Here is a 25,063-nt window from a genome sequence, read left to right as displayed (position 1 = left end):
TAGTCATATTGTAATCACATTTAAAGGGGAGGTGTTCTTATGAAAAAGTGGTTTTTTGTAATTGCTGTTCTTGCTATTTCTCTCAATATCATGGCAGCTGAGTTTTTTGTCGAAGACAGCATACTCACACCAGACACAAAACCAAAATGGGGTGGTGTACTTAGACTTGCACTTGCTTCAACTCCTGAATCATTTTTGCTATACGGTACTCTCGATTCGTCTGCATACACTGTCATCATGGGTCCAATGTATTCAACTCTTGTGGAAATGCACCCGGTGACCAATGAGATCAGACCTGGTTTGGCGAAATCCTGGTCGGTATCATCGGATGGAAAAGAAGTCACATTTTTCATCAGAGAAGCGTATTGGTCCGATGGAAAACCAATAGTCGCAGATGATGTGATTTTCACCTTTGAATATTTTGTGATGAACAAATACGCTCGCGGTAATTCAATTGACAGATTCACAATACCAGACGAAAAAGGTGAAAACAAGATGATTCAATGGGTGAAAATCGACGACAAGACTGTCAAAGCAATACTACCATCACCATATGGTCCGTTCTTCACTGTCTTGTCACATGTTTATATATACCCCAAGCACAAACTTGAGCCTCTTGTAGACAAAAATGATCTTGGTTCTGTGAACAAGATTTGGCTCTCAAATGTCGATCCAAAGGAGATCGTAGTCAACGGACCATATAAACTTGTACAGGTGATAACAGATCAAAAAGTCGTTTTGGAAAGGAACCCAAATTATTGGAAAGTAGATCGATTTGGTACACGACTCCCGTATTTTGACAGAGTGGAATACCTTATTATTCGCGATGCCGAAGTGAGATTGGCAAAGTTCATGGCTGGAGAAATCGATTTTATGGCGATAGCTTCGAAAGATTATCCCATGCTGAAACAGCAAGAACTTGCTGGGAATGTACCTTATAAAGTTTACGCGACTCAACCTAACCAACCAACACCAAGCCCGATTCATATATCTTTCAACTTCGATGTCAACGATCCTGATCTAAAAGATCTGTTTGCGAAACTCGAATTTAGAGAAGCAATGGAATATGCACTCGATAGGCAGAGAATCATAGATGAAGTTTTTGCAGGACTTGCAATACCTGATGCGGGTTTGATGCTTCCTTCAAATAAGGCATTCTACAACCCAAAGATTGAAAAAATTATGAGAAATTATGATCTGAAAAAAGCCTCTGAGTTACTCGATAAGATAGGTCTCAAGAATCGGGACAAAGAAGGATACAGATTGTTCCCCAACGGAAGACGTGTGGAGTTCAACATACTTGTCCAAAGTTCTCCACAGGAGTATCAGGATGTTGCGCTCATCTTTGCCCAAGATCTTCAGAAGATAGGCATCAAGGCAAATCTACAGATTCTCGATGCATCGTTGGTCGGTCAAATGTTTGGGGCAGGGAACTTCCAAGCTGGTATAAGGGCATTTGGAAACCAACCTGATCCGCAGCTTAGAAAGGCAATTTGGCAACCCGGAACACAGTTGTATTATTGGCATTATTCGACGATGGATAAAAACGCCACACCACCCAAACCTGTTTTCGAGAATATGTTCGACTGGGAAAAGAGAATTTGGGAACTCTTTGAACTGGGCCAGATTGAAATGGATCCAGCCAAAAGAAAGGCTTACTATGATGAATGGCAGGAATTGTACCATATCTATCTACCTGTGATTTTTGTCTGTAAAGGTATGAATATCTGGGGTATAAATAATACTCTTGGAAATGCAGGGTTGACACAAGATGGTATGATCGTATTCACAGTTTGGACAGTTTATCGAAAGTGATTTTTTTGTGGGGTTCCTCTTTTTGAGGAGCCCCGTTTTGGAGGTTTAACTCGATGTGGTCTTTCATCATCAGAAGAATTTTGATAATGATTCCTATGATGTTTTTGATTTCAATCATCTGTTTTATTGTCACGGAATTACAACCTGGTGATTTTCTTTCTCAGTATCTTGAAAATCCAAGAATCTCACCAGAACAGATCGAGACGCTTAGACGGGAACTCGCTCTTGACAAGCCTGCATATGAGAGATATTTGATATGGGTTAAAAACATCATCTTCAAAGGTGATTTTGGGTATTCTTTCTCGTATCAAAGGCCTGTTGTTGAATTGATATGGGAGAGACTTGGTTGGACAGTAGCAATCGCTTTGTTCACAATAGGATTTCAATGGTTGATTGCCGTACCTATGGGTATATATTCGGCATTTCATCCATATACGATAAGTGATTACACCCTGACTGTCATTGGTTTTGTGGGTTTATCTATACCGGAGTTTTTTATGGCTCTCGTATTAATGTATTTGATACTGAGACTTGGTGGTACGGCAGTTGGTGGGTTGTTCTCCCCACAATTCATAGGAGCACCGTGGAGTTGGGCGAAGTTTCTCGATCTTCTCAACCACATTTGGCTACCAATAATCGTCGTTGGAGTCAGTGGGCTTGCTGGACTTATGAGAATAATGAGGGGCAACATGCTTGATATAATGGGATCGCCTTTTGTCACATCACTCAGGGCACGCGGTCTTGATGAGAAAGTTGTAAAGCGGCATATCGTGAAAAATGCCCTCAATCCTCTGGTTAGTATAGCTGGAATGGAGCTTCCGAATATCTTCAGTGGCACAATAATAGCTTCGATTGTTCTCAATCTTCCAACGATTGGTCCATTTTTTTACAATGCGTTATTGAATCACGATCAATATCTTGTGATGACCTTCCTGATGTTTATCGCCTTGATCACACAAATTGGGAATCTATTGGCAGATATCGCTTTAGCGTTACTCGATCCCAGGATTAGGGTGAGCTGAGAATGAGCAAGACAATGACAAGATCGGTGAGAATTTATCAACAATTCAAAAAGCACAAACTTGGAATCTTTGGTCTGTGGGTTTTGATTGTTCTATATCTTTTGATTATCTTTGCCGATTTTATCTCTCCTTATAATTTCGAAGAAACACACAGCAAGTTTACATATGCCCCACCAACGATTGTGAGAATTGTTCATGAAGGGAAACTTCACAGGCCTTTCGTATATGGATTGAAGAGGACGCGTGATCCTGTAACTTTCATGGTGAGATATGAAGAAGACAGATCAAAGATTTATCCTGTGAAGTTTTTTGTAAGGGGAGAGAGATACAAATTTTGGGGGTTATTCGAAACCGATCTACATCTTTTTGGAATTGATGTAGATTCATCAGAGACTATGATACTTTTGTTTGGTTCAGATAGATTTGGCAGAGATATATTCTCCAGAACCTTGATAGGTGGCAGAGTATCACTAACAGTCGGTTTAGTTGGCACTTTCATAAGTGTCATTATAGGTGCGATAATTGGTAGTATCTCAGGATATTACGGTGGTTGGATCGATGTTCTCATTCAGAGATTTATAGAACTTCTACGTTCTTTCCCAAGAATTCCTTTGTGGCTTGCTCTGGCTGTGATTTTACCGCCAAGCTGGCCAAGTACATGGGTTTATTTTGGGATAGTAATAGTACTCTCTTTAATAGGATGGATGGGAGTTGCAAGGGTAGTTCGCGGCATGGTTTTGAGTCTGAGGGAAAAAGAATATGTCCTTGCAGCAAAAGTTGCTGGCGTCTCTAATTTCAAGATAATAAAAAAGCATTTGATACCAAATATTATGAGTTATCTAATAGTTGTATCGACTCTCTCGATCCCTGGAATGATTCTTGGTGAAAGCGCCATAAGTTTTTTAGGACTTGGGATCAAAGAACCAATGACAAGCTGGGGACTTTTGCTCAGACAGGCTCAGTCCATTTCAGCTCTTGCCACAAGTCCATGGCTATTGATACCTGGAGTCTTCATAATGATTTCAGTCCTTGCTTTTAATTTCGTTGGTGATGCACTCAGAGATGCTCTTGATCCATATAGGGTGGTTGAGAAAGTATGACAGTCCTTTCAGTAAAAGATTTGAAGACTTACTTTAAAACTTTCGATGGAATAGTTAAAGCTGTTGATGGAATATCTTTTGAATTGAATGAAGGTGAGATACTTGCACTTGTTGGTGAATCAGGTTGTGGAAAGAGTGTAACAGCGCTCACAATAATGGGACTTGTGAAAAACGCTATCGTTGAGGGTTCAATCAAGTACAGAGAAACCGAACTAACAAAGCTGTCAAAGGCAGAATACAGAAAAATTAGAGGCAAGAAGATATCGATGATCTTTCAAGAGCCGATGGCAAGTTTTGACCCGCTTTATAGAATTGGACAACAGATGATGGAAGTTGCCCTGACTCATTTGAGAGTGGACGAAGCAGAAGCAAGAGATATATGTGTAGACATGCTCAAAAAAGTACATATCCCCTTGGCAGAAAAAAGATTTGATGAATACCCTCATGAAATGAGTGGAGGAATGTTGCAAAGAATTATGATTGCAATGGCTTTGCTTACAAATCCCGACATAATCATGGCTGACGAACCAACAACTGCGCTTGACGTCACAATTCAGGCACAAGTGTTAAAACTCTTCAAAGAACTTCAAGAAACCTTTAAAACCTCTGTTATCTTTATCACTCATGATCTGGGAGTTGTCGCGGAATTAGCAGACAGAGTTCATGTGATGTATGCTGGAAAAATTGTAGAAAAGGCAAGTGTCCTTGACTTGTTCAAAAATCCGCTGCATCCATACACACAAGCACTCTTGCAATCAAGAGTGAAAAGAGAGTACAAAGGTAGAGAATTACCCTATGTACCCGGGACTGTACCGGCTGCAAATAGATTTCCCAATGGATGTAGATTTCATCCAAGATGCAGCAAAGCAATGGAGATCTGTTCGAGGGAAGAACCACCGGAATCTTTCTTCGATAAAAAATCTGTGAGTTGTTGGCTTTATGTTGGGAGCGATAGCCGATGATTCTTTCACTCAAGTCTGTGAAGAAATATTTTCCCATAAGATCTGGAGTATTTTTGCAAATAAGTGGTTGGGTGAGGGCTCTTGAGGAAATTGATCTGGATATAGAAGAAAATCAGACAATTGGTATTGTAGGTGAATCTGGATGCGGAAAAACCACTCTTGGCAAGATTGTTTCGCGAATACTACAGCCAACCTCTGGAAAGATAATATTTGATGGGCGTGATATCTCCAGAAAGATCTCAAAAGATATGGAAAAAAAGTTTAGAAGAACTGTGCAAATGATCTTCCAAGATCCATTCAATTCACTCGATCCAAGGATGACGGTGGCAGATATAATCGGTGAACCACTCGAAGCGCACAGAGTTTTTTCCTCTAAAAAAGAGCAAGAAGATTATGTCAAAGATCTGCTTGGCAAGGTAGGTTTGTCCAGTGAATATCTCTCGAGATATCCTCATGAATTTTCTGGGGGGCAGAGACAGAGAATCGCTGTTGCAAGGGCTATATCTTTAAATCCCAAATTGATAGTCTGTGATGAACCAACATCGGCGTTGGATGTTTCTGTTCAGAGTCAGATAATAAATCTTTTGATGAAAATAAGAGAAGAATACAAGATATCTTACCTATTCATTTCTCATAACCTCGATGTAGTCTACCACATGAGTGATAAATTGCTTGTCATGTACCTTGGCAATGTTGTAGAATGTGGCGAGGCAAATGAGGTATTTGAAAATCCATTGCATCCATACACAAGGGCATTGATGAGTTCTGTTCCAAGCTGGGATCCACAATTTAGAAGGCTTCACAAGTTAACTCTCTTTGGTGAACCACCAAACCCTGTTAATCCACCACCTGGATGTCCATTTTCAACGAGATGTTCTCTGAAAATGGAAAGGTGTGAGAAAGAAAAACCAAAACTCATAGGCGATGAAAAACACAAGGTGGCGTGTTTTTTAAGTGAGGTGTAGAAAATGGCGAATCTGGAAAATCTGGCAGAAAAGATTGACAGAGTAATCCAAGAAGGATTGAACAAGATCTATCCGGGGTGTGTGGTCTTGGTTGGTAGACCGAACGAGGTAATATATCAAAAAGCCTATGGAACATTGGATTTTGAAAGAAAGACTTCCATTGACACAGTTTATGATCTTGCAAGTGTGACAAAAGTTGTAGCTACAACAACAGCCATCATGAGACTACTTTCAGATGGATATCTTCATTTACACGACACGATTGGACGGTTCTTGGATGTTGCGAAACCAAAAAGTGATATCACCATTCTCCAACTTTTGACACATACTTCGGGAATGCAACCTTATTCTGAATTGTGGAAATATCTCAATGGTAAGGAATTGTTGGAAGAGATTCTAAAAATCCAACCAGCTGAAGAACCAGGTAAAAAAATAGTCTATTCATGTTTAAATTTCATAACTCTGATGGCGATAGTTGAGAAGATCACAGGTATGTCTTTTGACAAATTTGTTTATTCTATCTTTGAACCTTTGGGAATGAAGGAAACAAGATTCTCTCCAGGACCATCTGAAAATATTGCACCTACTTCTATGAGAGATGGGAAACGTTTAGTGGGTTTAGTCGATGATGAACTCGCATATTATCTTGGTGGGATAAGTGGAAATGCCGGTTTATTTTCAAATGTATCAGATTTGTTCATCTTTATGAGTTCCTTGCTCACAGGTACCATTGTACCATTCAATGTAGTCAAACTCTTCACTCAAAAGATAGTAGAGGCAGGTGGAAGCAAGAGACATCTTGGTTGGATGTGTCCTGCAAGTGGAACGAGTAGTGGTGATATGCTCTCAGAAAAATCATTTGGACATAGTGGTTTCACCGGTACTACTATTTGGTGTAGAGAAGATGGGTTGTTCGTGATCTTTTTGACAAACAAAGGGTTCATCAAAAGACATGAAGAAGAGATAATGAGAATCAGAATGCTATTGCACAACGTTGTTTTTGGAGGGATAGAATGTACTGGAACAATTTTTTAGAATTGATCAATAAAAAAGAAAGAACAATAATGGGACTCATGTCTGGAACAAGTGCTGATGGCCTTGACATAGCAATTGTATCTTTTTCAGGGGCAGAACGTCGAACAAATTTTAGGCTGATAGATTTCAAAAGCTTGGATTATCCAGAGGAATTCAAGCAACGTATAATAAAAACCTATGATCCCTCCATATCTTCTGTTAAAGATGTGACTTTGATGAACTTTGAAATAGCTCGAATGCATGCAAAGATGATAAAGCAATTAGGTATAAAAGTTGATGCAATTGGATATCATGGTCAAACTGTCTATCATATGCCACAAGAAAGAGCCACATTGCAAATAGGAGAAGCAGATGTATTGGCAGTTGAGTTGGGTGTACCAGTAATTCATTCTTTTAGAACAAAAGATGTAGCACTTGGTGGAGAGGGAGCTCCTATTACTTCTTATTTCGATTGGGTCTTTTTCAGAAAACCACATACAATAGTTTTGAATATAGGTGGTATAGCAAATGTCACATATATAAACGATACAATATTGGCTTTTGATACAGGACCGGGTAATTGTCTAATAGATCTTTATGTGAAAGAAAATTTCAATCTTCAATACGATAAAAACGGCAATTTGGCAAGTAATGGGAAGATAGATCGTCGAATTTTGGAAGAACTTATTGAAAAAGATAAAGATTATCTGAACAAAAAACCTCCAAAGACCACAGGTAGAGAATGGTACAACAAAGAATTTCTTAGGGGGCTTCCAGTTAGGGATTATAACGCCTTGAGGACTCTTACATACTTTACAGCTTTTTGTATACACGAGAATATGAGAAGATACCTTCCAAAGGTTGAAAGGATCTACGTGTTTGGTGGTGGAGCCTTCAACAAGGTCATTCTTGAAGATCTGAGATCTTTTGGTTATAAAGTCTTGGTACCAACGAAGACTCTTGCAAAGGCAAGAGAAGCTATTTCAATGGCGCTTCTTGCCAATGATTTTCTAAATGGAGTGCCAACGAACATACCTTCTGTAACGGGTGCTCAGAGGGCAGCAATACTGGGTAAGGTTGCTTTACCATGGTAGCGCTCAAGAGAAAATGATATTTTTAAATTTTTCATAGAGTGTGTCCCATGTTCTCTCTTGAACGATGTACTGGACATTTCTTTTCACAGATTCTGATAAATCTTGGCTTGATATTTTCTCAAGTGCGGTTTGAAGGCTCATATGATCGTTGTTTTTGTAGAAAACAGCTCCATCTGTTGATTTAAACAACAATCCATCGATATCAACGCTCAATATAGGTTTACCAGATGCCATATAATCGAGTACTTTATATGAACTAACAGCAGGATTATTCATTTGTGTCTCAGAGAGTGTGAACAACAAAACGTCACTCTTTGAGAAAAGATAAGGTATAGATGTTTTAGTTATTGGGTTAAAGAAAAAAACATTATCCTTTGCCATGGCCTTTATCTGTAATAGATATTCTTTTTGTGCTGGTCCAACAAATATGAAAACAAATTTCCGTGCCACAGTTTGATCAACTTGATTGAGAAGCTCGAGGAATTCTTTGACACCATTGTGTGGAACGATCGAACCAGCGTAGACAACCTTGATACCCGATGGCAATTTTGAAAAAATTTCATCTACGTCTGTAGACGGTGTTGGGTTTTGAAAGATCTCAAAATCAACACCATTTGGTATATATTGAATTTCTCTATCTTTTAAACCGAGACGATTGAAATGTTGGGAAAGATCCGGCACGAGACTGATAATTTGATGTGCCTTTGGATAGTATTTTTTACACATATAGCTGAAAAATCTTGCAACTGGATGTGAGTAATTCATCATTTTAAGTGATACAAGATCATCTGGCCAGACGTCTCTTATCTCTATTATGAATTTTGCCTTTTTTCTTTTGCAATAATACCAGCCAAGGCTCCAAGAAAAGGGATGTGGTGAAGAAGATATTACGATGTCATACTCGTTTTTTATAATCTTTTCCTTGCCATTTTTGAAGTAATCATAAGATGAAAGAAATCTCGATAGGGAATTACTACGATACTCTCTGGTCTTAACAACAAAGAATTCGATATCTTGAATTTGAAAATCTTCTTTATAAACATTGGTCCATTTTTCGCGATTGAGATGAGAATATTCGCCAACATATATGTCCACAGTATGCCCATCTTTTGCAAATCTCTTTGCTAACTCAAAATGTCTTGTTTCTGAACTTCCCATTTGCGGTATACTCGCATAGTGATTGAGAATAGCAATTCTCATTAATAGGTCCCTTCCTTTGATATCGATCTTGCAAAAACCAGCCACTCAGGTATAATATATCCTTGGAGGCGTGTCCGAATTGGCTAAGGAGCCGGTCTTGAAAATCGGTGGTGGTGAAGCCACCTTGTGGGTTCGAGTCCCACCGCCTCCGCCACTTCAATCCTACCATGGGAGGTCTTAGAATGCCACTTGTCAGCAGTAAGGAAATGTTCAAGAAGGCTTATGGAAAATACGCCATAGGTGCTTTTAATGTCAACAATATGGAAATTCTACAGGGTGTAATTGATGCCGCAAAAGAAGAAAAAGCTCCGTTGATTCTTCAAATATCGGCAGGTGCACGAAAATACGCAAAGCAAGTCTATTTAATGAAACTCATTGAGGCAGCTGTTCAGGATGCACCAGATATTCCTATCTGTGTACATCTCGATCATGGTGATTCATTTGAATTATGTAAAGCCGTCATTGATGCTGGCTTTACCTCTGTTATGATCGATGGTTCCCATCTGCCATTTGAAGAGAATGTGAAACTCACAAAACAAGTAGTAGACTATGCTCATCCAAGAGGTGTTGTTGTCGAAGGAGAACTTGGTAGACTTGTTGGAGTTGAGGAACACGTTGTTGTGAGTGAAAAAGAAGCGAGTTATACAGATCCTGACAAGGCAGTTGAATTCGTTGAAAGAACAGGTGTTGACTCACTTGCAATTGCAATTGGTACAAGTCATGGGGCATATAAATTCAAAGGTGAACCAAAACTCGATTTTCAAAGACTATCAGAGATAGCAAAGAAACTTCCAAATTTCCCACTGGTTTTGCACGGTGCATCGAGTGTCTTACAGGATTTTGTAGAAAAGGCTAACAAATACGGCGGTAAACTCTCTGGTGCTCAGGGTGTGCCTGAAGAGATGATCAGAAAAGCGACAATGATGGGAATATGTAAAGTCAACATCGACACAGATCTAAGGCTTGCGATGACAGCAACGATTCGTGAGATCTTTGCAACTCATCCAGAAGAGTTCGATCCAAGAAAATACTTGGGGCCAGCAAGAGATGCCATTAAAGAATTAGTGAAGCACAAAATGAGGAATGTACTCGGATGCAGCGGCCAGGCTTAATCAAGCCTGGTTGCATCGCTCCAAAGACCTTCCAGGTCATAAAATTCTCTTGCATGCGAAGTAAAGATATGGACCACTATATCCCCAGCATCTATTAAAAGCCAGTCGTATCCAGTGCCTTTATCAAAGTAAATTAGAGGATGGGAGTTATTGACAAAGAATTCTACAACTGCATCTCGTAAAGTTCCCATATGTGTTTGGGAGTTGGCTGTTACTATGACAAAATATTCTGTTGGCAATGGTGTCTTGGTCATGTCTAATATTATTGGCTCAATGGCTTCCTTCTCATACATGAGCTGAATCAATTTTTTGAGTAGCTCCACACTATCACTCCACTGTCACGCTTTTTGCAAGATTTCTTGGTTTGTCGGGATCAAGTCCCAACTCATCTGCGACAAAGTAAGCAAACAACTGAATCGCTGGAGTCATCAATAAAGGATAGAGTTCTTCATTGCTGTTATTCACAAAAATAACATCATCTGCGAGTTCTGCAATCTCTTGATTGTCATAATTCGTCAAGGCAAGGATCTTTGCATTTCTGGATTTGCATTCTATTATATTGCTCTTCATCTTTGGAGATAGAGAATCACCTGGGGCAATCGCAAAAACTGGAAACTCCGGACCAAGCATTGCTATGGGACCGTGTTTTAATTCTCCTGCTGGATATCCAGTTGCATGAATATAACTTATCTCTTTTAATTTCAGAGCGCCCTCAAGTGCCGTAGGATAACCATAGCCTCTACCAATATACATGAAATGTTTGTAGTCTTTGTACTTCTTTGCCAGTTCATGGATTTTATCAACTGATTTTAGAGAATTTTCAAAGATTTCTGGTATTCTCATAAGTCTGTCAATCAATTCTGAATTTTGCACAATGGAATTACTTAAGATCTCACCTATCTTGAGTGCTAATAAATAAAGCATGACAAGCTGTGCAACATATGATTTTGTGGCTGCTACGCTTATCTCTGGTCCAGCATTCAGATAGAGTACACAATCTGCTTCTCGTGTTAACGTTGAGCCAACAACGTTTGTCACCGCAATGATCTTTGCCCCGCATCTTTTTGCCAATCTTACAGATTCAAGGGTATCAGCAGTTTCACCGGATTGTGAGATAGCCACGACTATTGATTCTGGTTTTAGATGAGGTTTTTTATAACGAAATTCAGAAGAAACATCTACATCAGCAGTGATATCCGTTGTATTCTCCAAGAGATATTTGAACACAAGTGCCGCATGGTAACTTGTTCCACATGCAATCACTTTTATTGCTTTGGAGTTGGCTAAATTTTTTTCAAATGGTTTGAATTCTTCAAGAACAACGTGACCACTTTTGATTCTGCCAGTCAAAACAGACACTATGCACGAAGGCTCTTCAAAAATCTCTTTTAGCATGAAATGCTTATAACCAGATTTCTGCGCATCTTCGTAGGACCATTCTACAAAAACAGGATGATGTTTGCGAGCAACACCATCAAAGCCAATTATCTTTACAGTACCTTTTGAAAGTTCTACAAGTTCACCGTCTTCTAAAAAAACAACTTCTTTTGTGAATTTGAGCAAAGGTGTGATATCAGATGCAAGTCCAATGGTTTGCCCATTCACACCAACAACCATTGGACTACCTTTTCTTGCTCCGACGATGATATCAGGATGATCGGCATGAACAACTGCTATAGCATAACTTCCTTCGAGTTTCAAAACGGCTTTTCTGACAGCTTCAAGTAAATCACCGTTGTAATATTCTTCTATCAAGTGTGGAATTACTTCTGTGTCTGTTTGGGAGAGAAATTTATGACCAAGCTCTTGAAGCCTGATCTTCAATGTTCTGAAATTTTCGATTATGCCGTTATGAACGACAGATATTTTACAAGAACAATCAGAATGAGGATGGGCATTGATGTCATTTGGTTCTCCGTGTGTAGCCCAGCGTGTATGGGCAATACCAATCTGGATTAATTCATTTAGTCTATCTTGTAGTTGATTCTTCAAACTCTCGACTTTTCCCTTTGATTTGGTAATATTCAATTCGTGATTTTTAAGAAATGCAACGCCAGCAGAGTCATAGCCACGGTACTCGAGTTTCTCGAGAGCCTCAATCAGATCGCCAACCTTAACTCGATCACCTATGAGTCCCACTATCCCGCACACGTTTTATTTCACCCCTTATTCCATCAATTACCTGCATCTGTACCCCTTGACAAGCGACCTTTATCGCATTCGAAATCGCAAATCTATCAGATGATCCATGGGCTTTGACAACCAATCCGTTGACGCCCAAAACAAGTCCACCACCATACGTGCGTGGATCGAGTGTTTTTTTCAACTCAACAAAAACCTTTTTCATCAAAAATGCACCGAGTTTTTGTAGTATCCCAGCGCTATCTACCTTGTTTTTCAAAGTTTGCAGGATCATCTTTGCCGTACCTTCCATGGTTTTCATGGCTACATTCCCTGAAAAACCATCTGATACAACTACATCTACTTTTCCTGTATTTATATCATGGCCTTCGACATTCCCAACAAAATTTTCAGGAAAACTTTTTTTCAGGAGAACATATGCTTCTTTTGTTGTTTCATCTCCTTTTGTTTCTTCTTCACCAACATTGAGCAGTCCGATCTTTGGCATTTTGCATCCAAGAATTTTTGCATAAGAAAAACCCATAACGGCAAAATCGACAAGGTGTTCTGCTCTAACGTGTGCATTTGCACCTGCATCGATCAAAATCGTAAAGCCATTAGTTGAAGGGACGGGTACACCCAAAGCAGGTCGTTCTACACCCTCGATTCTTCCAAGCACAAAAGTTGCACCTGCAAGAAGTGCACCAGTATTACCTGCGCTGACAAATACATCTACAGTCCCTTCTTTTAACAACTTTAAACCAACGTACATCGAGGAATTTTTTCTTCGAATAACTTCTGTGGGTTTTACATCCATTGGCAGGAAATCGTCGACTTCTACCTTGCCGAAACCTTCCGCTTTTTCGAGGGCGTGTTTTGTTCCTATCAATAGAATTTTCTTATCTTGCGAAGAAGACAACTTGGCACCCTCCAAGATTTCGGTGGGTGCCTTGTCTCCTCCCATTAAATCAAGTGCGACACGTACCATTGCCTCACTCTGCTATTTCCAGAACTTGCCTTCCGTTGTAATATCCGCAGTGCAAACAAACTCTGTGTGGTAATTTTGGCTGACCACAATTTGGACATTTACTCATAGGTACAGTAATAGCTCTGTAAATCTTTGCGCGTTTGGCATGCGTCCTTGATCTGGTTCGCTTATATTTTGGAACTGCCATCTACTAACCCTCCTTGTTTGTCTTCTTCAGCAAGAGCAATTTACTCAACCTTGGATCTATTTTTTGATCCTCACACAGATGTTCAGGATCTTCATTCAAATCTGTACCACAACGAGGACATAATCCTTTGCAATCAGGTTTGCAGAGTACTCTCATTGGCACATCAACAACTATGGCTTCTATTATTCTCTCCGATAGATCTATTCTATCCGATGAGTAGTATATCACGTTTCTAAGGGATTGTAACTCTTCTTCTTTTTCTTTGGGTACCTCGCTGATGTGTTTGTAGAGTGCTTCGATAGTACCATTGATTTTTAGCTCAACGGGCTTCAAACATCTGTCGCAAGGATGTTCCAAAATTGTTCTGACGTAACCACCAACAGCAATGCCGTCTTTTGTCATGACGACTACCATCTTAACCTTGATCGGTTGAAGGACTTTGCACTGCACATTTGGAAGTTCAATCATTTTCGCCTCGAATATACCTTCAAGTACTATCTTACGTTCTTGACTGAGTTTTTCGAGTTCAATTGTCCAATTCAAAAAATCACCTCAAATCTTCTATAATGGAAAAGGGGTGATTCATTGCAAAGATTCTTTTTGTTAATCGCAATAAGCCTATCATCTTCGATTTTAGGAGATCCTTTGTTTTTCCTCACAAATCCAACAACCCACTTTTCCATAGAATTGTACAACAATCAGCTCAAGTTGTCTATTTTTCAACCATTTGTTTACACATCTGTACCAGTCGATTTGATGTTGCCAAAAGAAAACAAGGATTTGATTAAAGGTTTGATCAGTGTTGAATCGGATTTTTTCATTCATGCTTTGTCGGACAAAGGAGCAATGGGCTTAACACAGTTGATGCCTTCGACTGCTCAAGAGCTCGGCGTGTTGAATCCTTTTAATGCTTTTTGGTCAATAGATGGAGCAAATCGTTATTTGAATGATCTTCAAAATAGATTTGGAAGGATCGAATATGCACTTTCTGCTTATTATGAAGGACCTGGCAGAGTGGCGTTGAAAGGTCCAAGCAATAGTGGACTCAACTATGCCAGAAAGGTCTTAAGTGAGTCAAACAGATTGAGAGATCAATCGATTCAGTTAAAAGATGTGTTCTATATTCAGCCTTATATACAACTTGGAGATAGTTTTTCCATTGGCTCGGACTTTTGTTTTTCATTGTTTGGGATGGTCGATTTTGCTGCAGGGGTGGATATATCGTTTGAGAAAATCTCTCATTTCATACTCGCTTATCCAAATCTCAACCATTCTTTTTCTTTTATAGTAGGTGAGAGAAATCTCGATCTCGTAGTGGGAGTTTGTTACCGAAAGATACCAGATTTTGGTGTACAATTTTTGTTAAACTCCAAGTATTTTGATCTGTCTATTTTGGTAAAGATATGGCAGCTTTATTTCAATGCTGGTTTTTCTTCTGAGGGACTACATATCGGAGTGGTAAAATGATATTAATGGAGTGATGAGTTTGGGTTTCTTAAGAAAAGTTTGGGGATATATCAAGAATTTATACGAAAAATGGAAGACACTCCCAACCCCAAGTAAAATACTGTTCACAGGTATTGGCATGGCAATACTTATTGTGAGTATTATAATGCTTGTAGTCTTCACAACTCCAAGATATGTGTTGTTAGTCAGCGGCCTGACCGATGAACAATCTGGTTATTTAATTCAGCAACTTCAAACAATGGGTGTACAGTACAAGGTTGAACCAGGGAGAATACTCGTTTCGGATAAATATAATGTCTACGAATTGAGAATGAAACTCGCCTCTATGGGTGTACTCGGTGCAACTACAAGAGGTTTTGAAATTCTCGATCAGCAGAGTTTTGGTGCAACGAGTTTCGATAGGCAAGTCAGATATCAGGTTGCCCTACAGGGTGAACTTGAACGCAGCATCATGACCATAAGTGGTGTCAAGGCAGCTCGCGTTCATCTCACTCTACCAAAATACACATATTATGTGCGTGGCGAGATGGCTGAACCCAGAGCATCTGTCTTGGTTGTCTTACAGCCAGGTCAAGACCTGACACAAAATCAAGTGAAAGGAATTATGGAATTAGTAGCAGGTGCTGTTGAGGGAATGAAAATAGAAAATGTAAAAGTTGTCGATCAACTTTCAAGAGTTCTGAGCGATAAAGTCGTTACCTCGAGCGAAATGTTACTGGCTTCAAGTAGAACCGAGTTGAAGATGAACCTTGAGGCTTATTATGGAAAAAAGATAAAACAGACCCTTGAAGCTGTCTTTGGGCCGAGCAGAGTTGAGGTTATTCCAGACATTAAACTGAATTGGGAGAAGATAGAAAAGCAATCTACAAAGTATGAACCGATCACAAGGCAAGGAGGAATTATCAGAAGTCAAGAACAGGAGTCCGAAAAAAGTACGAATCAACCGCCAACCGGTGGGGCTGTCGGTACAGACTCAAACATACCTCCAACGTATCCAAGCACGACAGGTGAAGGAACTTCAACCTATGAAAGAACTCATACCATAACTAATTATGAATTAAACAGTATCGTTGAAAACGTCGTTCAAAACAAAGAAGGAGAAATCGAAGCTCTGAGTTTGTCAGTCGTGATAGATGCTTCTTCATCGGTTTTCCAAAGGTTTGACGAAAACGAAAGAATTAAATGGGCGGGTATTGTTTCAGATCTTGTCAGTAATGGTATAGGAGCCAATTCAAGTGATCCAAAACTTTCTGTTTCAGTCGCTTTCTTACCTTTTGACAGATCTTTAGAAGAAGATTATCGGAAAAGTTTAGCTGAAATGGAAAGAAGAAGACGTTTTTCCATGATGGTCTTTGGTTTGAGTGTTCTATTCGTGCTCTGCTTTCTGTTGATCTATTTGATCATTGTGCAAATTAGAAGAATCAGAGGAAGAAAATTGATAGAGCAAAGAAAGCTCAGAATGGAAGAAGAACTGAAGAAGGTATTCGAAGAAGAAAAAGTCAAGGAAGTTCCTCTTACACCAGAACAACAAGCATTGCTCGAACTCAAAGAAAATCTTGAAAAAATCTACAAAGAGTCTCCAGAAGAAGTTGCAAACATAATAAAACTCTGGTTAGTGGAAAGGGGGATGTGAGATGGCTGAGAAAAAAACCATCAGTGGAAGGAGAAAAGCCGCAGTCCTCCTTGTCATGTTGGGACCAGAGAAGGCTGCATCTGTGTTGAAACACCTTGATGAAGCCGATGTTGAACAATTAACAGTTGAGATAGCCAATGTTGGGAAGATATCCGACGAGGAAAAAAAGTCTGTTCTTTCTGAATTTCAGGAAATTGCCCGTGCAAGAGAGATGATCTCACAGGGTGGTATTGATTACGCAAAAGAGGTTTTACAAAAGGCTTTCGGACCAGAAAAAGCCATGAAGATCATAGAGAGATTGATCTCCAACCTTCAAGTCAAACCATTTGACTTTCTCAGACAGACTGATCCTTTACAACTTGTCAACTTTCTACAAAGTGAACATCCTCAAACAGTAGCTCTGATTTTGAGCTATCTAGAACCACAACTCGCCGGAAGAATCTTGGCATCACTTTCTGATGATCTTCAAGTAGAAGTTGTAAAAAGAATAGCCCTATTGGAACGTTCTTCACCCGATGTCATAAGAGAGATTGAAAAAAATTTGGAAAGGAAATTGTCGGGATTTGTCAGTCAGAGTTTCAGCCAAGTTGGTGGTGTCAATACAGCAGCTGAAATCATGAATAGCTTAGATCGATCGTCGGAGAAGAAAATAATGGAGAAACTCGGTTATGATTCACCTGAGTTGGCTGAGGAAATCAGGCGCAGAATGTTTGTCTTCGAAGATTTGATAAAACTCGACGATAGGTCGGTGCAATTAATCTTGCGCGAAGTGGAAACTAAAGATTTGGCTTTGGCTCTCAAAGGAGCTTCAGAAGAAGTCAAAGAGAAAATATTCAAAAACATCTCAAAAAGAGCTGCTCAGCTACTTCAGGATGAACTTGAGTACATGGGACCAGTGAGAATAAAAGATGTTGAGGAGGCTCAGCAAAAGATCATTAATGTTGTGAGAAGACTTGAAGAGGCCGGTGAAATAATCATTGCCAAGGGTGGTGGCGAGGAGCTGATCGTGTGATCATAAAAAAGCGCCAACTTTTTATAGACAGTCCCTACGTACTCAGCAAAACAGAAACGATCCAAGATCCTATAGAACTTCTCAAAAAAGCCGAGCAAGAGCTTCAAAATGCTCAGCAGCAAGCCGATCAAATAATTAACAATGCACGAATAAAAGCTCAAGAGATTATTGAAAAAGCAAAGAAAGAATCTGAAGATATTCTGGAGAAAGCAAGAAAAGAGTCTCTGGCTGTACAAAATCATATTAAAGCTACTATCCAAACACTTGAAAAAATTTCCGGAGAATTCCAAAAACAATTGAAATCAAAGATCAAAGATATTTCTAACGAAATGACAGATATTGTACATATATTGATAAAAAAGATATCTTACAGAGAGATAGATAAAATAGACTACCAGAAAAAAATTGAAAATATCTTGACTAAGATCATAGGTATGAAGAGTATCAAAATCACTATGAGCGCGAATGATTTTGAAAAGTTTCCTCAACTCGTTGAGCAGTTTAAATCTATTGGAGCAGAGGTTATCAAATCGACAACCTTGAAATCTGGAGACATAATCATAGACACAGAAATCGGTGTCATAGATGGTACGAACCAGTATGTAACTGAGGTCATGGACCAGTTACTTGAGGAGGTCTTTGGGCATGAGCGATCCTCTTGAGATTCTGGAAATTCTCAAGAGCAAGATCGAAAAAGAGGATTTTTTTAAAATCAATGGTAAGATAAGCCGCATAGTCGGACTGACCGTTGAATCGATCGGTCCAGATGCATTTCTCGGAGAAACATGTAGGTTGAAACTGAATGATAAACAGCCGCTTTGTGAAGTTGTGGGTTTTAGGGATGGAAGGGTTCTTCTCATGCCACTTGAGGATTTGTCTGGTGCAAAGCATGGAACAATAATTTATAGAACAGGGAAACGTTTAGATGTACCAGTCTCTGATGAAATGAAAGGTAGAGTTCTCGATGGCCTTGGAAGGTCGATCGATGGAAAACCATTGTTGGCAAAACATAGATATCCACTGATAAATACTGCCCCGCATCCTTTGAAAAGGTCCAGAATTGTTAAACCACTACCGGTGGGTGTCCGTGCTATAGACGGTTTTATAACTATAGGTAAGGGACAGAGAATTGGGATATTTGCGGGAAGTGGTGTTGGAAAGAGCACACTCCTTGGTATGATAGCGAGAAATACTGTAGCTGATGTGAACGTGATTGCGTTGATAGGAGAAAGAGGCAGAGAAGTTAGAGAGTTCATAGAGAAAGACCTTGCAAGTGGCATCGAAAAATCAGTAGTGGTGGTCTCGACATCGGATCAGCCTGCATTGATGAGAGCAAAAGCTCTGTACACGGCAACAAGTATTGCTGAATATTTTCGTGATAGGGGTTTCGATGTACTTTTAATGGTAGATTCTCTGACACGCTGGGCTATGGCTCAGAGAGAAATAGGCCTTGCAATAGGAGAACCCCCAACTGCAAGAGGGTATCCACCCAGCGTTTTCGCGGGTATACCGGGTATCTTGGAAAGAGCTGGAAACTCAGATAAGGGAAGTATCACAGCTATATACACAGTTCTTGTCGAAGCTGACGATTTCAACGAACCAATCTCTGATACAGTCAGAAGTGTCGTAGACGGTCATATAATGCTTTCCAGGAGACTGGCGGAGTTGAATCATTATCCGGCAATAGACGTTCTTGCAAGTATTAGCAGATTGATGATAGATATAGTGAGTAAAGATCATTTGGAAGCAAACAAAAAACTACGCAGCCTGATGGCAGTTTATTACGAGGCTAAAGATCTAATAGATGTGGGTGCATATAGACCTGGGTCAAACCCACAGATAGATAAGGCAATAAAAATGATAGATTCTATAAACGCCTTTCTCAAGCAAGGAATAGATGAAAAACCAACGTACGACCAGACAATAAACCAGCTTTTGAAGCTTTCAAATATGGTATGATCACTTTTTGGCCTCCGTTATCTTTGAAAATTCAAGATGAAAGATCTGATCGTAAGATTCTTCATTGAGAAGTTTAAACCCACTTTCACGCGCTATTTTCTTTATTAATCCGGCATTCTGTTCGTATTTCCATTTTGTCACGTGTACAGTTTTTATCACCTCAAGACCGGTGTCGATCAAAACAGGGACAGCAAAAAAGCTTTTATGACCAGCCTTCTTTGGAATAGTCACATCCCATACCAACAACCTTCCCCATCTTTTTAAAACTTGATTTATGTTCTCAAAAATTGCCTTGTATCTCGGGAGATAGAAAAAGGTGAAAAAGCAAATGATCATGTCAAATGATTCAGGAGCAAAAGACAATTTGAGTGGATTCATGATAATCCTCAAAGACTTTGGATCTGCACTCTTTATTAGTTCTTCATTTGGTGTGACAAGAACAACCTTTTGTTTCAAAACTTTTGTGAACAGATCATCTCCGCCAGTACATATGACAAGAATTCTGTCGGCATTAAAATCTGTTTTAATTCTTAGTTGTTGATCTTTGGTGCTGTAGTAACCACTCATCTGACATCTCCTGAAAAAGTATACGATGAATCAGGGGATTTTGACACATCTCAGAAAAGTTACCGATGCGAACTAAATTCGAAACCAAGAAGTGCTATTCATTCTAATGGAGGTCTCACATTGAAATACTCTTTACTAAAAGAATATCTCACAAAGAATCAGGCAAGAGAAATCAGAAGAGAACTTTTGTCTCTGGGTTTACCATCTATGGCTGAAAATGCCATGCAAATGCTTCTTGGTTTAGTAGACACAGCTTTTCTTGGTCATCTTTCATGGCAAGCAATGAGCGGTGCCTCTCTTGCAAATCAGGTGTTCTTTATATTTCAGATCATTCTCATAGCTGCATCAACTGGCGTGACTGTATTGATATCAAATGCCATAGGTGCAAAAAACCAAGAAATGATATCAAAATCATTGTGGAATGGCGTATATCTTGCGACTATCTGGGGATTATTGATGATGATTTTTACCCCTGCAGTACCAGTTATCTTGAGAATTTTTCCGAATGTGGATCAAAAGGTGTATGAAATGAGTGTTGATTATTTGAGGGTGATATTGCTTGGGATACTCACGATGTCACTGATGGGAACTCTTGGCGCGGCTCTAAGAGGTTCAGGAGATACTAAAACTCCCATGATAGTCGCGGCAATCTCAAATAGCCTAAATATCTTTCTTGATTATGCCATGATTTTTGGAAAATTCAGCTTTCCAAGGCTTGAAGCGAAAGGTGCAGCACTTGCAACAGTGATATCACGTTTAGTCGGTGTTGTTTTGTTGTTCATAGCCATTTTCAACGATTATGATCTTCACGCACGTGATAAAAAAGGCAGAAAATTCGATTTGAAAACGATTAAAAACATACTGAGTGTCGGTCTACCAACCGCTGGCGAGAATATGTTATTTTCCACTGGTTTACTTCTTTTCGCAAATATACTACTTTTAGCCGGATCGAAGACTTATGCGGCTCATAGGGTTGGTATAAACATCGAATCGATTTCGTTCATGCCAGGAATGGGAATCTCTGTGGCGATAACGGCACTCGTTGGACGATATAACGGTAGAGGCGATTTAAGAAAAGTTGCCGGAATAGTTCGTCAAGGTTGGATTCTCACATCGATTTTCCAGATAACAGTTGGGCTATTTATCTTTTTGTTTCCAAAATTGTTGATAAGTTTATTCACAAATGATTTAGAGATAATAACCATGGCTGAATTACCTGTTAGATTCATAGGCTTAGTCCAAGCCTTTTTAGCAATTGACTATTCGATGAATGGTGCTTTGAGGGGCACGGGAAACACATCTTTTCCAATGATCACCGTTGCTCTTGCTATGTGGTTTATCAGATTACCTGTTGGCTATTTTCTCGTTGCTTACCTCAAATGGGGACTACTTGGGGCATGGACCGGTATGATAGCAGATATAATATTTCGAAGTCTCACAAAACTGATATTCTATCTAACCGGTAAATGGGAGAAGACTGCGAGAAAAACCGCACTCAAAGTTAATGCGAGAATTGCTGATGCCTCGCAACAAGATAGTTAAGTCAATCGTTGTTCTCGTTTTGCGATTTTAGCATTTTACTAAGATCTTTTATACATTGATATTCTTTTATCGCTTGGTTTATATCACCGAGTTGCTCATAAAGCATAGCCAGTTTAGATCGAACTCTCAGGTCAGAAGGTTTCCTTAAAAGAATTCTCTTGCATGTCTTAACAGCTGCTTTTTTCATTCCAAGTATGATTAGTAGATTCAGTCTGATTCTATCCACTGACAAAATAACCAAACAGATCACCATCGTTGTGATAATGAAAATCAAAAAAGGATTATTCTTACTGGTAACAACACTAATTTGCCGTAGAGAGCTGCTAATGTATTTATCTTTTGATTCGATGTGGTCAAATTTCACACCTATCTTTTTTGCACTTTCTATCAAAAACAGCAATCTTTTTCTGATTTCTTCTTTTGGCAATGACAATTGATCAAATTGTACAACAATCTTAGACAATTCCGACGAAGTCATCCGAGATGGTTCAAGTTTGTTTATTGTATTCAATAGATCTATATAAGCTCCCAACTGGGAGGCAAAATCTACAGGAGGACTTTTTCCAAGTTGGTTTGCTATTTCAAAGAGTCTATACAGTGATGGAAAAAGTGATTCTTCATTTTGATATGAAAGACAAGTCTCAACTATCTCTTGAGAAATTTCTGAGGGATTTTTAAAACTCTTTATCAATCCCACCAAATTCCAATCAAGCAAATAGGGATCTTTCAGAAAATTTTGCACTAACCATTTTCCAAAACCCTTTGGAGCAACAATACGTAATCCTATCTTCCAAAAACTTTTTATGATCATTACCTTTTCGAAATCACCATTCTCGAATTTTCTAATATGGTCTTCGAGTTGAGGAAAAATCAATATGACTTCTTTCATAAGATCTGTTTGAAGATCCAAGCAGTTGTGCATATCGTTGGTAAATTGATCAAAGTTTTCATTCACAATCGATTGTTTCAATAATTCAGAACATGCGATAAGGCGCCTCTTAGCTGATATCCGAGGTCCTTCAGAGGAAATCAATTGAGAATCTGGATTTTTCTTGATTAGGTCTATCAACTCAACCCAGCTCTCTTCAGGATCCTTACCTATTTTGTCAATCGTTCCCGCAAATAGAAAAACACACAAAAAAAGAAAGATTAGAGTAACATGTTTCATCGTCAGTCCCTTTCAAACTGTGGAGAAACAAATTGTTTATAAAAGATGATTACAAAGACTGCTGCCGGTACGCCAAAAAATACACCAACTGGTCCAAAAATTTCGCCTGTAAGTAGTATTGAGAAAATCATCACAACGGGATTAACCTTGGCGTACCCCTTCATAATTTCAAAGAATAGTATAAAAACGCCAAGATGTATGACTATTGAGAAAAATACGACCCATAACATACCTTGTAATCCCAAAGAAAGAGAAAACAAGAATATGGGAATGAACTCAAAGAAAACACCAACAATTGGTATGAAATTTGTCAAAAAAGCCCAGAAGGCTACCAATGGGGCATAAGGTATGTTCATAAATCTGAACAATGCAAAAAAAGCAAGACCTACTATAATTGCATTCAATGTTATAACTCCTATGAATCGGCGCATATTAACTTTCAGCTCTTTTACAAAGTTATCAACGTATTCTCTACACTTCTTTGGATACACAAGCGGAATGATTTTGACTATTTTGCCTGAATACAAAGAAACATAGATGATACCGATTATTGTAAAAAACAATACAACGAGCGCTCCAGGGATTTGTGATGCAACAGTTCTTATTAAATAATTTCCAAGTTGATTAATACTCGGTTTTATGAAGTCAACTATGCCGTTCAGCATCTTCAATAATTGCTCATTATTCTGTATATATTGTTCCCATGTTCTTTTTTCAATTATGTCCGTAATCAATGTGTAGAAACTGGTAAATTGCGTGAAGGCACTTGGGATAATCGTCACCAAACTCCAAATAAACACCGAAAAGCAAATCACAATTGAGATAATGACTGACAATTTCTTAGAAATCCTGAAAATCTTCGTTACAAGTCCAGCAACTGCATCTACAACCATAACTGAAATAAACGTGAATAAGATGGTATTGAAGAAATTCTTGTACAACAGGCATAAGGTTACAAAAACTGCCGTGTAAGCTAATGTAAAATACATGGCTAATTTCCTGGGTTCTATGCTTTTTTGTTCCGCAAAAAACATGCTTTTCGCCCCTTTAAGAATACAATAAAAGCCATCAAAAGCGATATCAATATCGTCAAGTAAATTATCACACCAATATTATCCCCAAAAGGAAGGATCATAAAAACTCTAAGTCCAGTACCACAAGCCCAAGCAAATCCCATAACCACAGATGAAGCAAAAGATGTATGATTGGGTAAAGCTATTTGAGCTTGTGAAAGATTTGATGACATGGTCAAATAACCAAATCCATCTATCAAGACATAACCGATCAACAAGGTTATCATATCTGATGCGCGAACGAAAATCAAAAGTGCGATACCCATTCCAAGAAAGCTGATAAGGTTTGTAATGAGATTACCAAACTTATTACTAAGCCAGGATCCTAACATCGTTGTAAAAACTCCAATCGCTACACCTATTGAAAGTAAGGTGCCTCCAAAGACGAGCGAAAAGCCTTTCTGTGTAGACATAATAGGTGCGTAAAGATGGCCAATAGACATAACCAGAGTTCTCGCAGTAACTAAGAGCCATAAATCGAATAATATCTTCTTCTGTTTTGAATTGATCTTCACAGATTCAGTATTGGTTCGTATATGGCTGAGTGGTGGTTCTGATTTTATCATGAATGCTAATATGATCAGTACAGGTAAGCCGACTAACCATAAAAATTTGAGACCTATTTTTGAAGAGAAAATTGTCACGAAAATAGGCCCAACAGCAGTGCCAAGGGTTCCCGCAGCGACAAAAAATGGCATCGATTTTACAGACAAACTATGGGCAGCAGCTGCACCCATTGGATGAAATGCAGAGTTGGCAAAGAAAGCTATTATGAAAAAAAGGAATAACACAAAAATATTTGGTGCAAATTCAATCACACTTATGAACAAAACCGTTATAGTTGTCAGGATGTATATGAATTTGAATCTACTCTCGATTTTATCAGATAGAGTACCAAAAAATATCTGGAAGATGGACGAAATAAAAGAGATTGCGGTGATAAATAAAGCAATCTGCCTCGTGTCCGCGTGATATTTTTGCATAAAATATGGTGCAAGAGGTGTTAAAAAGGAAACATAAAAATCAGACACAAAATGGTTTATAGGTGCAAAAAGATGAATT

General features: G+C 39.0%; 24 protein-coding genes and 1 tRNA gene. 15 read left to right on the top strand and 10 right to left on the bottom strand.

The genetic code is table 11. The features are described 5' to 3' along the window. Positions 1-39: 39 nt before the first annotated feature. The 7 genes from TSP02S_RS06350 to TSP02S_RS06320 are packed head-to-tail and all read left to right on the top strand — an operon-like array spanning position 40 to position 7,972. Positions 40-1,815: an ABC transporter substrate-binding protein gene (locus tag TSP02S_RS06350; protein WP_041082769.1), complete on the top strand. Its 1,776-nt coding sequence runs from the start codon at positions 40-42 to the stop codon at positions 1,813-1,815. Between the two features lie 53 nt (positions 1,816-1,868). After that, the gene (locus TSP02S_RS06345) at positions 1,869-2,837 is read left to right on the top strand and encodes an ABC transporter permease (protein ID WP_041082766.1); all 969 of its coding nucleotides are present in this window, start codon (positions 1,869-1,871) and stop codon (positions 2,835-2,837) included. Between the two features lie 2 nt (positions 2,838-2,839). After that, positions 2,840-3,937 carry an ABC transporter permease gene (locus tag TSP02S_RS06340; protein ID WP_232503671.1) on the top strand — a complete coding sequence of 366 codons (1,098 nt, stop codon included), beginning with the start codon at positions 2,840-2,842 and terminating at the stop codon, positions 3,935-3,937. Next, positions 3,934-4,899 (top strand): ABC transporter ATP-binding protein, encoded by a 966-nt coding sequence (locus TSP02S_RS06335; protein WP_041082764.1) that lies wholly within the window; start codon positions 3,934-3,936, stop codon positions 4,897-4,899. Before TSP02S_RS06340 ends, TSP02S_RS06335 begins: the two co-directional genes overlap by 4 nt. Beyond that, on the top strand, positions 4,896-5,864 hold the full coding sequence (locus TSP02S_RS06330) for an ABC transporter ATP-binding protein (RefSeq protein ID WP_041082762.1): 969 nt from the start codon (positions 4,896-4,898) through the stop codon (positions 5,862-5,864). The genes TSP02S_RS06335 and TSP02S_RS06330 overlap by 4 nt, the downstream gene beginning before the upstream one ends. A gap of 3 nt (positions 5,865-5,867) precedes the next feature. Continuing rightward, the gene (locus tag TSP02S_RS06325; RefSeq protein ID WP_041082760.1) at positions 5,868-6,899 is read left to right on the top strand and encodes a serine hydrolase domain-containing protein; all 1,032 of its coding nucleotides are present in this window, start codon (positions 5,868-5,870) and stop codon (positions 6,897-6,899) included. Beyond that, complete coding sequence (locus tag TSP02S_RS06320; protein WP_041082758.1) at positions 6,878-7,972, top strand: anhydro-N-acetylmuramic acid kinase; 1,095 nt, start codon at positions 6,878-6,880, stop codon at positions 7,970-7,972. Before TSP02S_RS06325 ends, TSP02S_RS06320 begins: the two co-directional genes overlap by 22 nt. A gap of 3 nt (positions 7,973-7,975) precedes the next feature. Here the strand turns inward: TSP02S_RS06320 and TSP02S_RS06315 are convergent, their stop codons facing one another. Then, a complete protein-coding gene (locus TSP02S_RS06315) occupies positions 7,976-9,172 on the bottom strand; it encodes a glycosyltransferase family 4 protein (RefSeq protein WP_041082756.1) in 1,197 nt (398 codons plus the stop codon). A 64-nt stretch (positions 9,173-9,236) separates the two neighbouring features. Here TSP02S_RS06315 and TSP02S_RS06310 point away from each other — a divergent pair. Together TSP02S_RS06310 and fba are read left to right on the top strand one after the other, a co-directional pair. Beyond that, a tRNA-Ser gene (locus TSP02S_RS06310) sits at positions 9,237-9,326 on the top strand. A gap of 28 nt (positions 9,327-9,354) precedes the next feature. After that, on the top strand, positions 9,355-10,284 hold the full coding sequence (gene fba / locus TSP02S_RS06305; protein WP_041082754.1) for a class II fructose-1,6-bisphosphate aldolase: 930 nt from the start codon (positions 9,355-9,357) through the stop codon (positions 10,282-10,284). Here the strand turns inward: fba and rsfS are convergent. The 5 genes from rsfS to TSP02S_RS06280 are packed head-to-tail and all read right to left on the bottom strand — an operon-like array spanning position 10,281 to position 14,123. After that, the gene (gene rsfS / locus TSP02S_RS06300; protein WP_082025937.1) at positions 10,281-10,607 is read right to left on the bottom strand and encodes a ribosome silencing factor; all 327 of its coding nucleotides are present in this window, start codon (positions 10,605-10,607) and stop codon (positions 10,281-10,283) included. The genes fba and rsfS overlap by 4 nt on opposite strands. Positions 10,608-10,611: 4 nt before the next feature. Beyond that, positions 10,612-12,435, bottom strand: a complete 1,824-nt coding sequence (gene glmS, locus TSP02S_RS06295) for a glutamine--fructose-6-phosphate transaminase (isomerizing) (protein ID WP_041082752.1) — start codon at positions 12,433-12,435, stop codon at positions 10,612-10,614. Continuing rightward, positions 12,407-13,393 (bottom strand): phosphate acyltransferase PlsX, encoded by a 987-nt coding sequence (plsX, locus tag TSP02S_RS06290; RefSeq protein WP_041082750.1) that lies wholly within the window; start codon positions 13,391-13,393, stop codon positions 12,407-12,409. Before plsX ends, glmS begins: the two co-directional genes overlap by 29 nt. 4 nt (positions 13,394-13,397) lie before the next feature. Continuing rightward, positions 13,398-13,580 (bottom strand): 50S ribosomal protein L32, encoded by a 183-nt coding sequence (gene rpmF / locus TSP02S_RS06285; RefSeq protein WP_041082748.1) that lies wholly within the window; start codon positions 13,578-13,580, stop codon positions 13,398-13,400. Positions 13,581-13,583: 3 nt separating this feature from the next. After that, a complete protein-coding gene (locus tag TSP02S_RS06280; RefSeq protein ID WP_041082746.1) occupies positions 13,584-14,123 on the bottom strand; it encodes a YceD family protein in 540 nt (179 codons plus the stop codon). A 42-nt stretch (positions 14,124-14,165) separates the two neighbouring features. Here TSP02S_RS06280 and TSP02S_RS10745 point away from each other — a divergent pair, with 42 nt between their 5' ends. Genes TSP02S_RS10745 through TSP02S_RS06255 form a run of 5 tightly spaced genes read left to right on the top strand, consistent with a single transcriptional unit; the run spans position 14,166 to position 19,651 of the window. Further along, positions 14,166-15,047 (top strand): lytic transglycosylase domain-containing protein, encoded by an 882-nt coding sequence (locus TSP02S_RS10745; protein WP_052465351.1) that lies wholly within the window; start codon positions 14,166-14,168, stop codon positions 15,045-15,047. 19 nt (positions 15,048-15,066) lie between these two features. Further along, the gene (gene fliF, locus TSP02S_RS06270) at positions 15,067-16,680 is read left to right on the top strand and encodes a flagellar basal-body MS-ring/collar protein FliF (RefSeq protein WP_144380737.1); all 1,614 of its coding nucleotides are present in this window, start codon (positions 15,067-15,069) and stop codon (positions 16,678-16,680) included. 1 nt (position 16,681) lies between these two features. Beyond that, positions 16,682-17,692 carry a flagellar motor switch protein FliG gene (fliG, locus tag TSP02S_RS06265; protein WP_041082742.1) on the top strand — a complete coding sequence of 337 codons (1,011 nt, stop codon included), beginning with the start codon at positions 16,682-16,684 and terminating at the stop codon, positions 17,690-17,692. Then, on the top strand, positions 17,689-18,354 hold the full coding sequence (locus TSP02S_RS06260) for a FliH/SctL family protein (protein ID WP_041082740.1): 666 nt from the start codon (positions 17,689-17,691) through the stop codon (positions 18,352-18,354). The genes fliG and TSP02S_RS06260 overlap by 4 nt, the downstream gene beginning before the upstream one ends. Further along, positions 18,338-19,651 carry a FliI/YscN family ATPase gene (locus tag TSP02S_RS06255; RefSeq protein ID WP_041082738.1) on the top strand — a complete coding sequence of 438 codons (1,314 nt, stop codon included), beginning with the start codon at positions 18,338-18,340 and terminating at the stop codon, positions 19,649-19,651. Before TSP02S_RS06260 ends, TSP02S_RS06255 begins: the two co-directional genes overlap by 17 nt. On the opposite strand, the gene TSP02S_RS06250 is transcribed toward TSP02S_RS06255, so the two are convergent. Then, positions 19,652-20,218 carry a class I SAM-dependent methyltransferase gene (locus TSP02S_RS06250; RefSeq protein ID WP_041082736.1) on the bottom strand — a complete coding sequence of 189 codons (567 nt, stop codon included), beginning with the start codon at positions 20,216-20,218 and terminating at the stop codon, positions 19,652-19,654. Positions 20,219-20,338: 120 nt separating this feature from the next. Between TSP02S_RS06250 and TSP02S_RS06245 the strand changes: the two genes are divergently transcribed. Beyond that, on the top strand, positions 20,339-21,760 hold the full coding sequence (locus TSP02S_RS06245) for an MATE family efflux transporter (protein WP_041082734.1): 1,422 nt from the start codon (positions 20,339-20,341) through the stop codon (positions 21,758-21,760). A 1-nt stretch (position 21,761) separates the two neighbouring features. Here TSP02S_RS06245 and TSP02S_RS06240 read toward each other — a convergent pair whose 3' ends face one another. The 3 genes from TSP02S_RS06240 to TSP02S_RS06230 are packed head-to-tail and all read right to left on the bottom strand — an operon-like array spanning position 21,762 to position 25,032. After that, positions 21,762-22,928 carry a tetratricopeptide repeat protein gene (locus tag TSP02S_RS06240; protein ID WP_041082732.1) on the bottom strand — a complete coding sequence of 389 codons (1,167 nt, stop codon included), beginning with the start codon at positions 22,926-22,928 and terminating at the stop codon, positions 21,762-21,764. Positions 22,929-22,930: 2 nt separating this feature from the next. Then, positions 22,931-23,962 (bottom strand): AI-2E family transporter, encoded by a 1,032-nt coding sequence (locus TSP02S_RS06235; protein WP_232503670.1) that lies wholly within the window; start codon positions 23,960-23,962, stop codon positions 22,931-22,933. Next, on the bottom strand, positions 23,935-25,032 hold the full coding sequence (locus tag TSP02S_RS06230) for an MFS transporter (protein ID WP_041082731.1): 1,098 nt from the start codon (positions 25,030-25,032) through the stop codon (positions 23,935-23,937). Before TSP02S_RS06230 ends, TSP02S_RS06235 begins: the two co-directional genes overlap by 28 nt. Positions 25,033-25,063 lie beyond the last annotated feature (31 nt).

Source organism: Thermotoga profunda AZM34c06, assembly GCF_000828675.1.
In the GTDB taxonomy this organism is placed as follows: domain Bacteria; phylum Thermotogota; class Thermotogae; order Thermotogales; family DSM-5069; genus Pseudothermotoga_B; species Pseudothermotoga_B profunda.
This window is presented reverse-complemented; position numbering and strand designations above follow the sequence as displayed.

Coding starts and splice junctions, on each gene's coding strand:
- TSP02S_RS06340 (WP_232503671.1), top strand. CDS start 2,840: ATGAGCAAGACAATGACAAGATCGGTGAGAATTTATCAACAATTCAAA.
- TSP02S_RS06315 (WP_041082756.1), bottom strand. CDS start 9,172: ATGAGAATTGCTATTCTCAATCACTATGCGAGTATACCGCAAATGGGA.
- TSP02S_RS06330 (WP_041082762.1), top strand. CDS start 4,896: ATGATTCTTTCACTCAAGTCTGTGAAGAAATATTTTCCCATAAGATCT.
- TSP02S_RS06320 (WP_041082758.1), top strand. CDS start 6,878: ATGTACTGGAACAATTTTTTAGAATTGATCAATAAAAAAGAAAGAACA.
- fba (WP_041082754.1), top strand. CDS start 9,355: ATGCCACTTGTCAGCAGTAAGGAAATGTTCAAGAAGGCTTATGGAAAA.
- fliG (WP_041082742.1), top strand. CDS start 16,682: ATGGCTGAGAAAAAAACCATCAGTGGAAGGAGAAAAGCCGCAGTCCTC.
- TSP02S_RS06345 (WP_041082766.1), top strand. CDS start 1,869: ATGTGGTCTTTCATCATCAGAAGAATTTTGATAATGATTCCTATGATG.
- TSP02S_RS06335 (WP_041082764.1), top strand. CDS start 3,934: ATGACAGTCCTTTCAGTAAAAGATTTGAAGACTTACTTTAAAACTTTC.
- TSP02S_RS06325 (WP_041082760.1), top strand. CDS start 5,868: ATGGCGAATCTGGAAAATCTGGCAGAAAAGATTGACAGAGTAATCCAA.
- TSP02S_RS06350 (WP_041082769.1), top strand. CDS start 40: ATGAAAAAGTGGTTTTTTGTAATTGCTGTTCTTGCTATTTCTCTCAAT.
- TSP02S_RS06255 (WP_041082738.1), top strand. CDS start 18,338: ATGAGCGATCCTCTTGAGATTCTGGAAATTCTCAAGAGCAAGATCGAA.
- TSP02S_RS06240 (WP_041082732.1), bottom strand. CDS start 22,928: ATGAAACATGTTACTCTAATCTTTCTTTTTTTGTGTGTTTTTCTATTT.
- TSP02S_RS06235 (WP_232503670.1), bottom strand. CDS start 23,962: ATGTTTTTTGCGGAACAAAAAAGCATAGAACCCAGGAAATTAGCCATG.
- rpmF (WP_041082748.1), bottom strand. CDS start 13,580: ATGGCAGTTCCAAAATATAAGCGAACCAGATCAAGGACGCATGCCAAA.
- TSP02S_RS06250 (WP_041082736.1), bottom strand. CDS start 20,218: ATGAGTGGTTACTACAGCACCAAAGATCAACAACTAAGAATTAAAACA.
- plsX (WP_041082750.1), bottom strand. CDS start 13,393: ATGGTACGTGTCGCACTTGATTTAATGGGAGGAGACAAGGCACCCACC.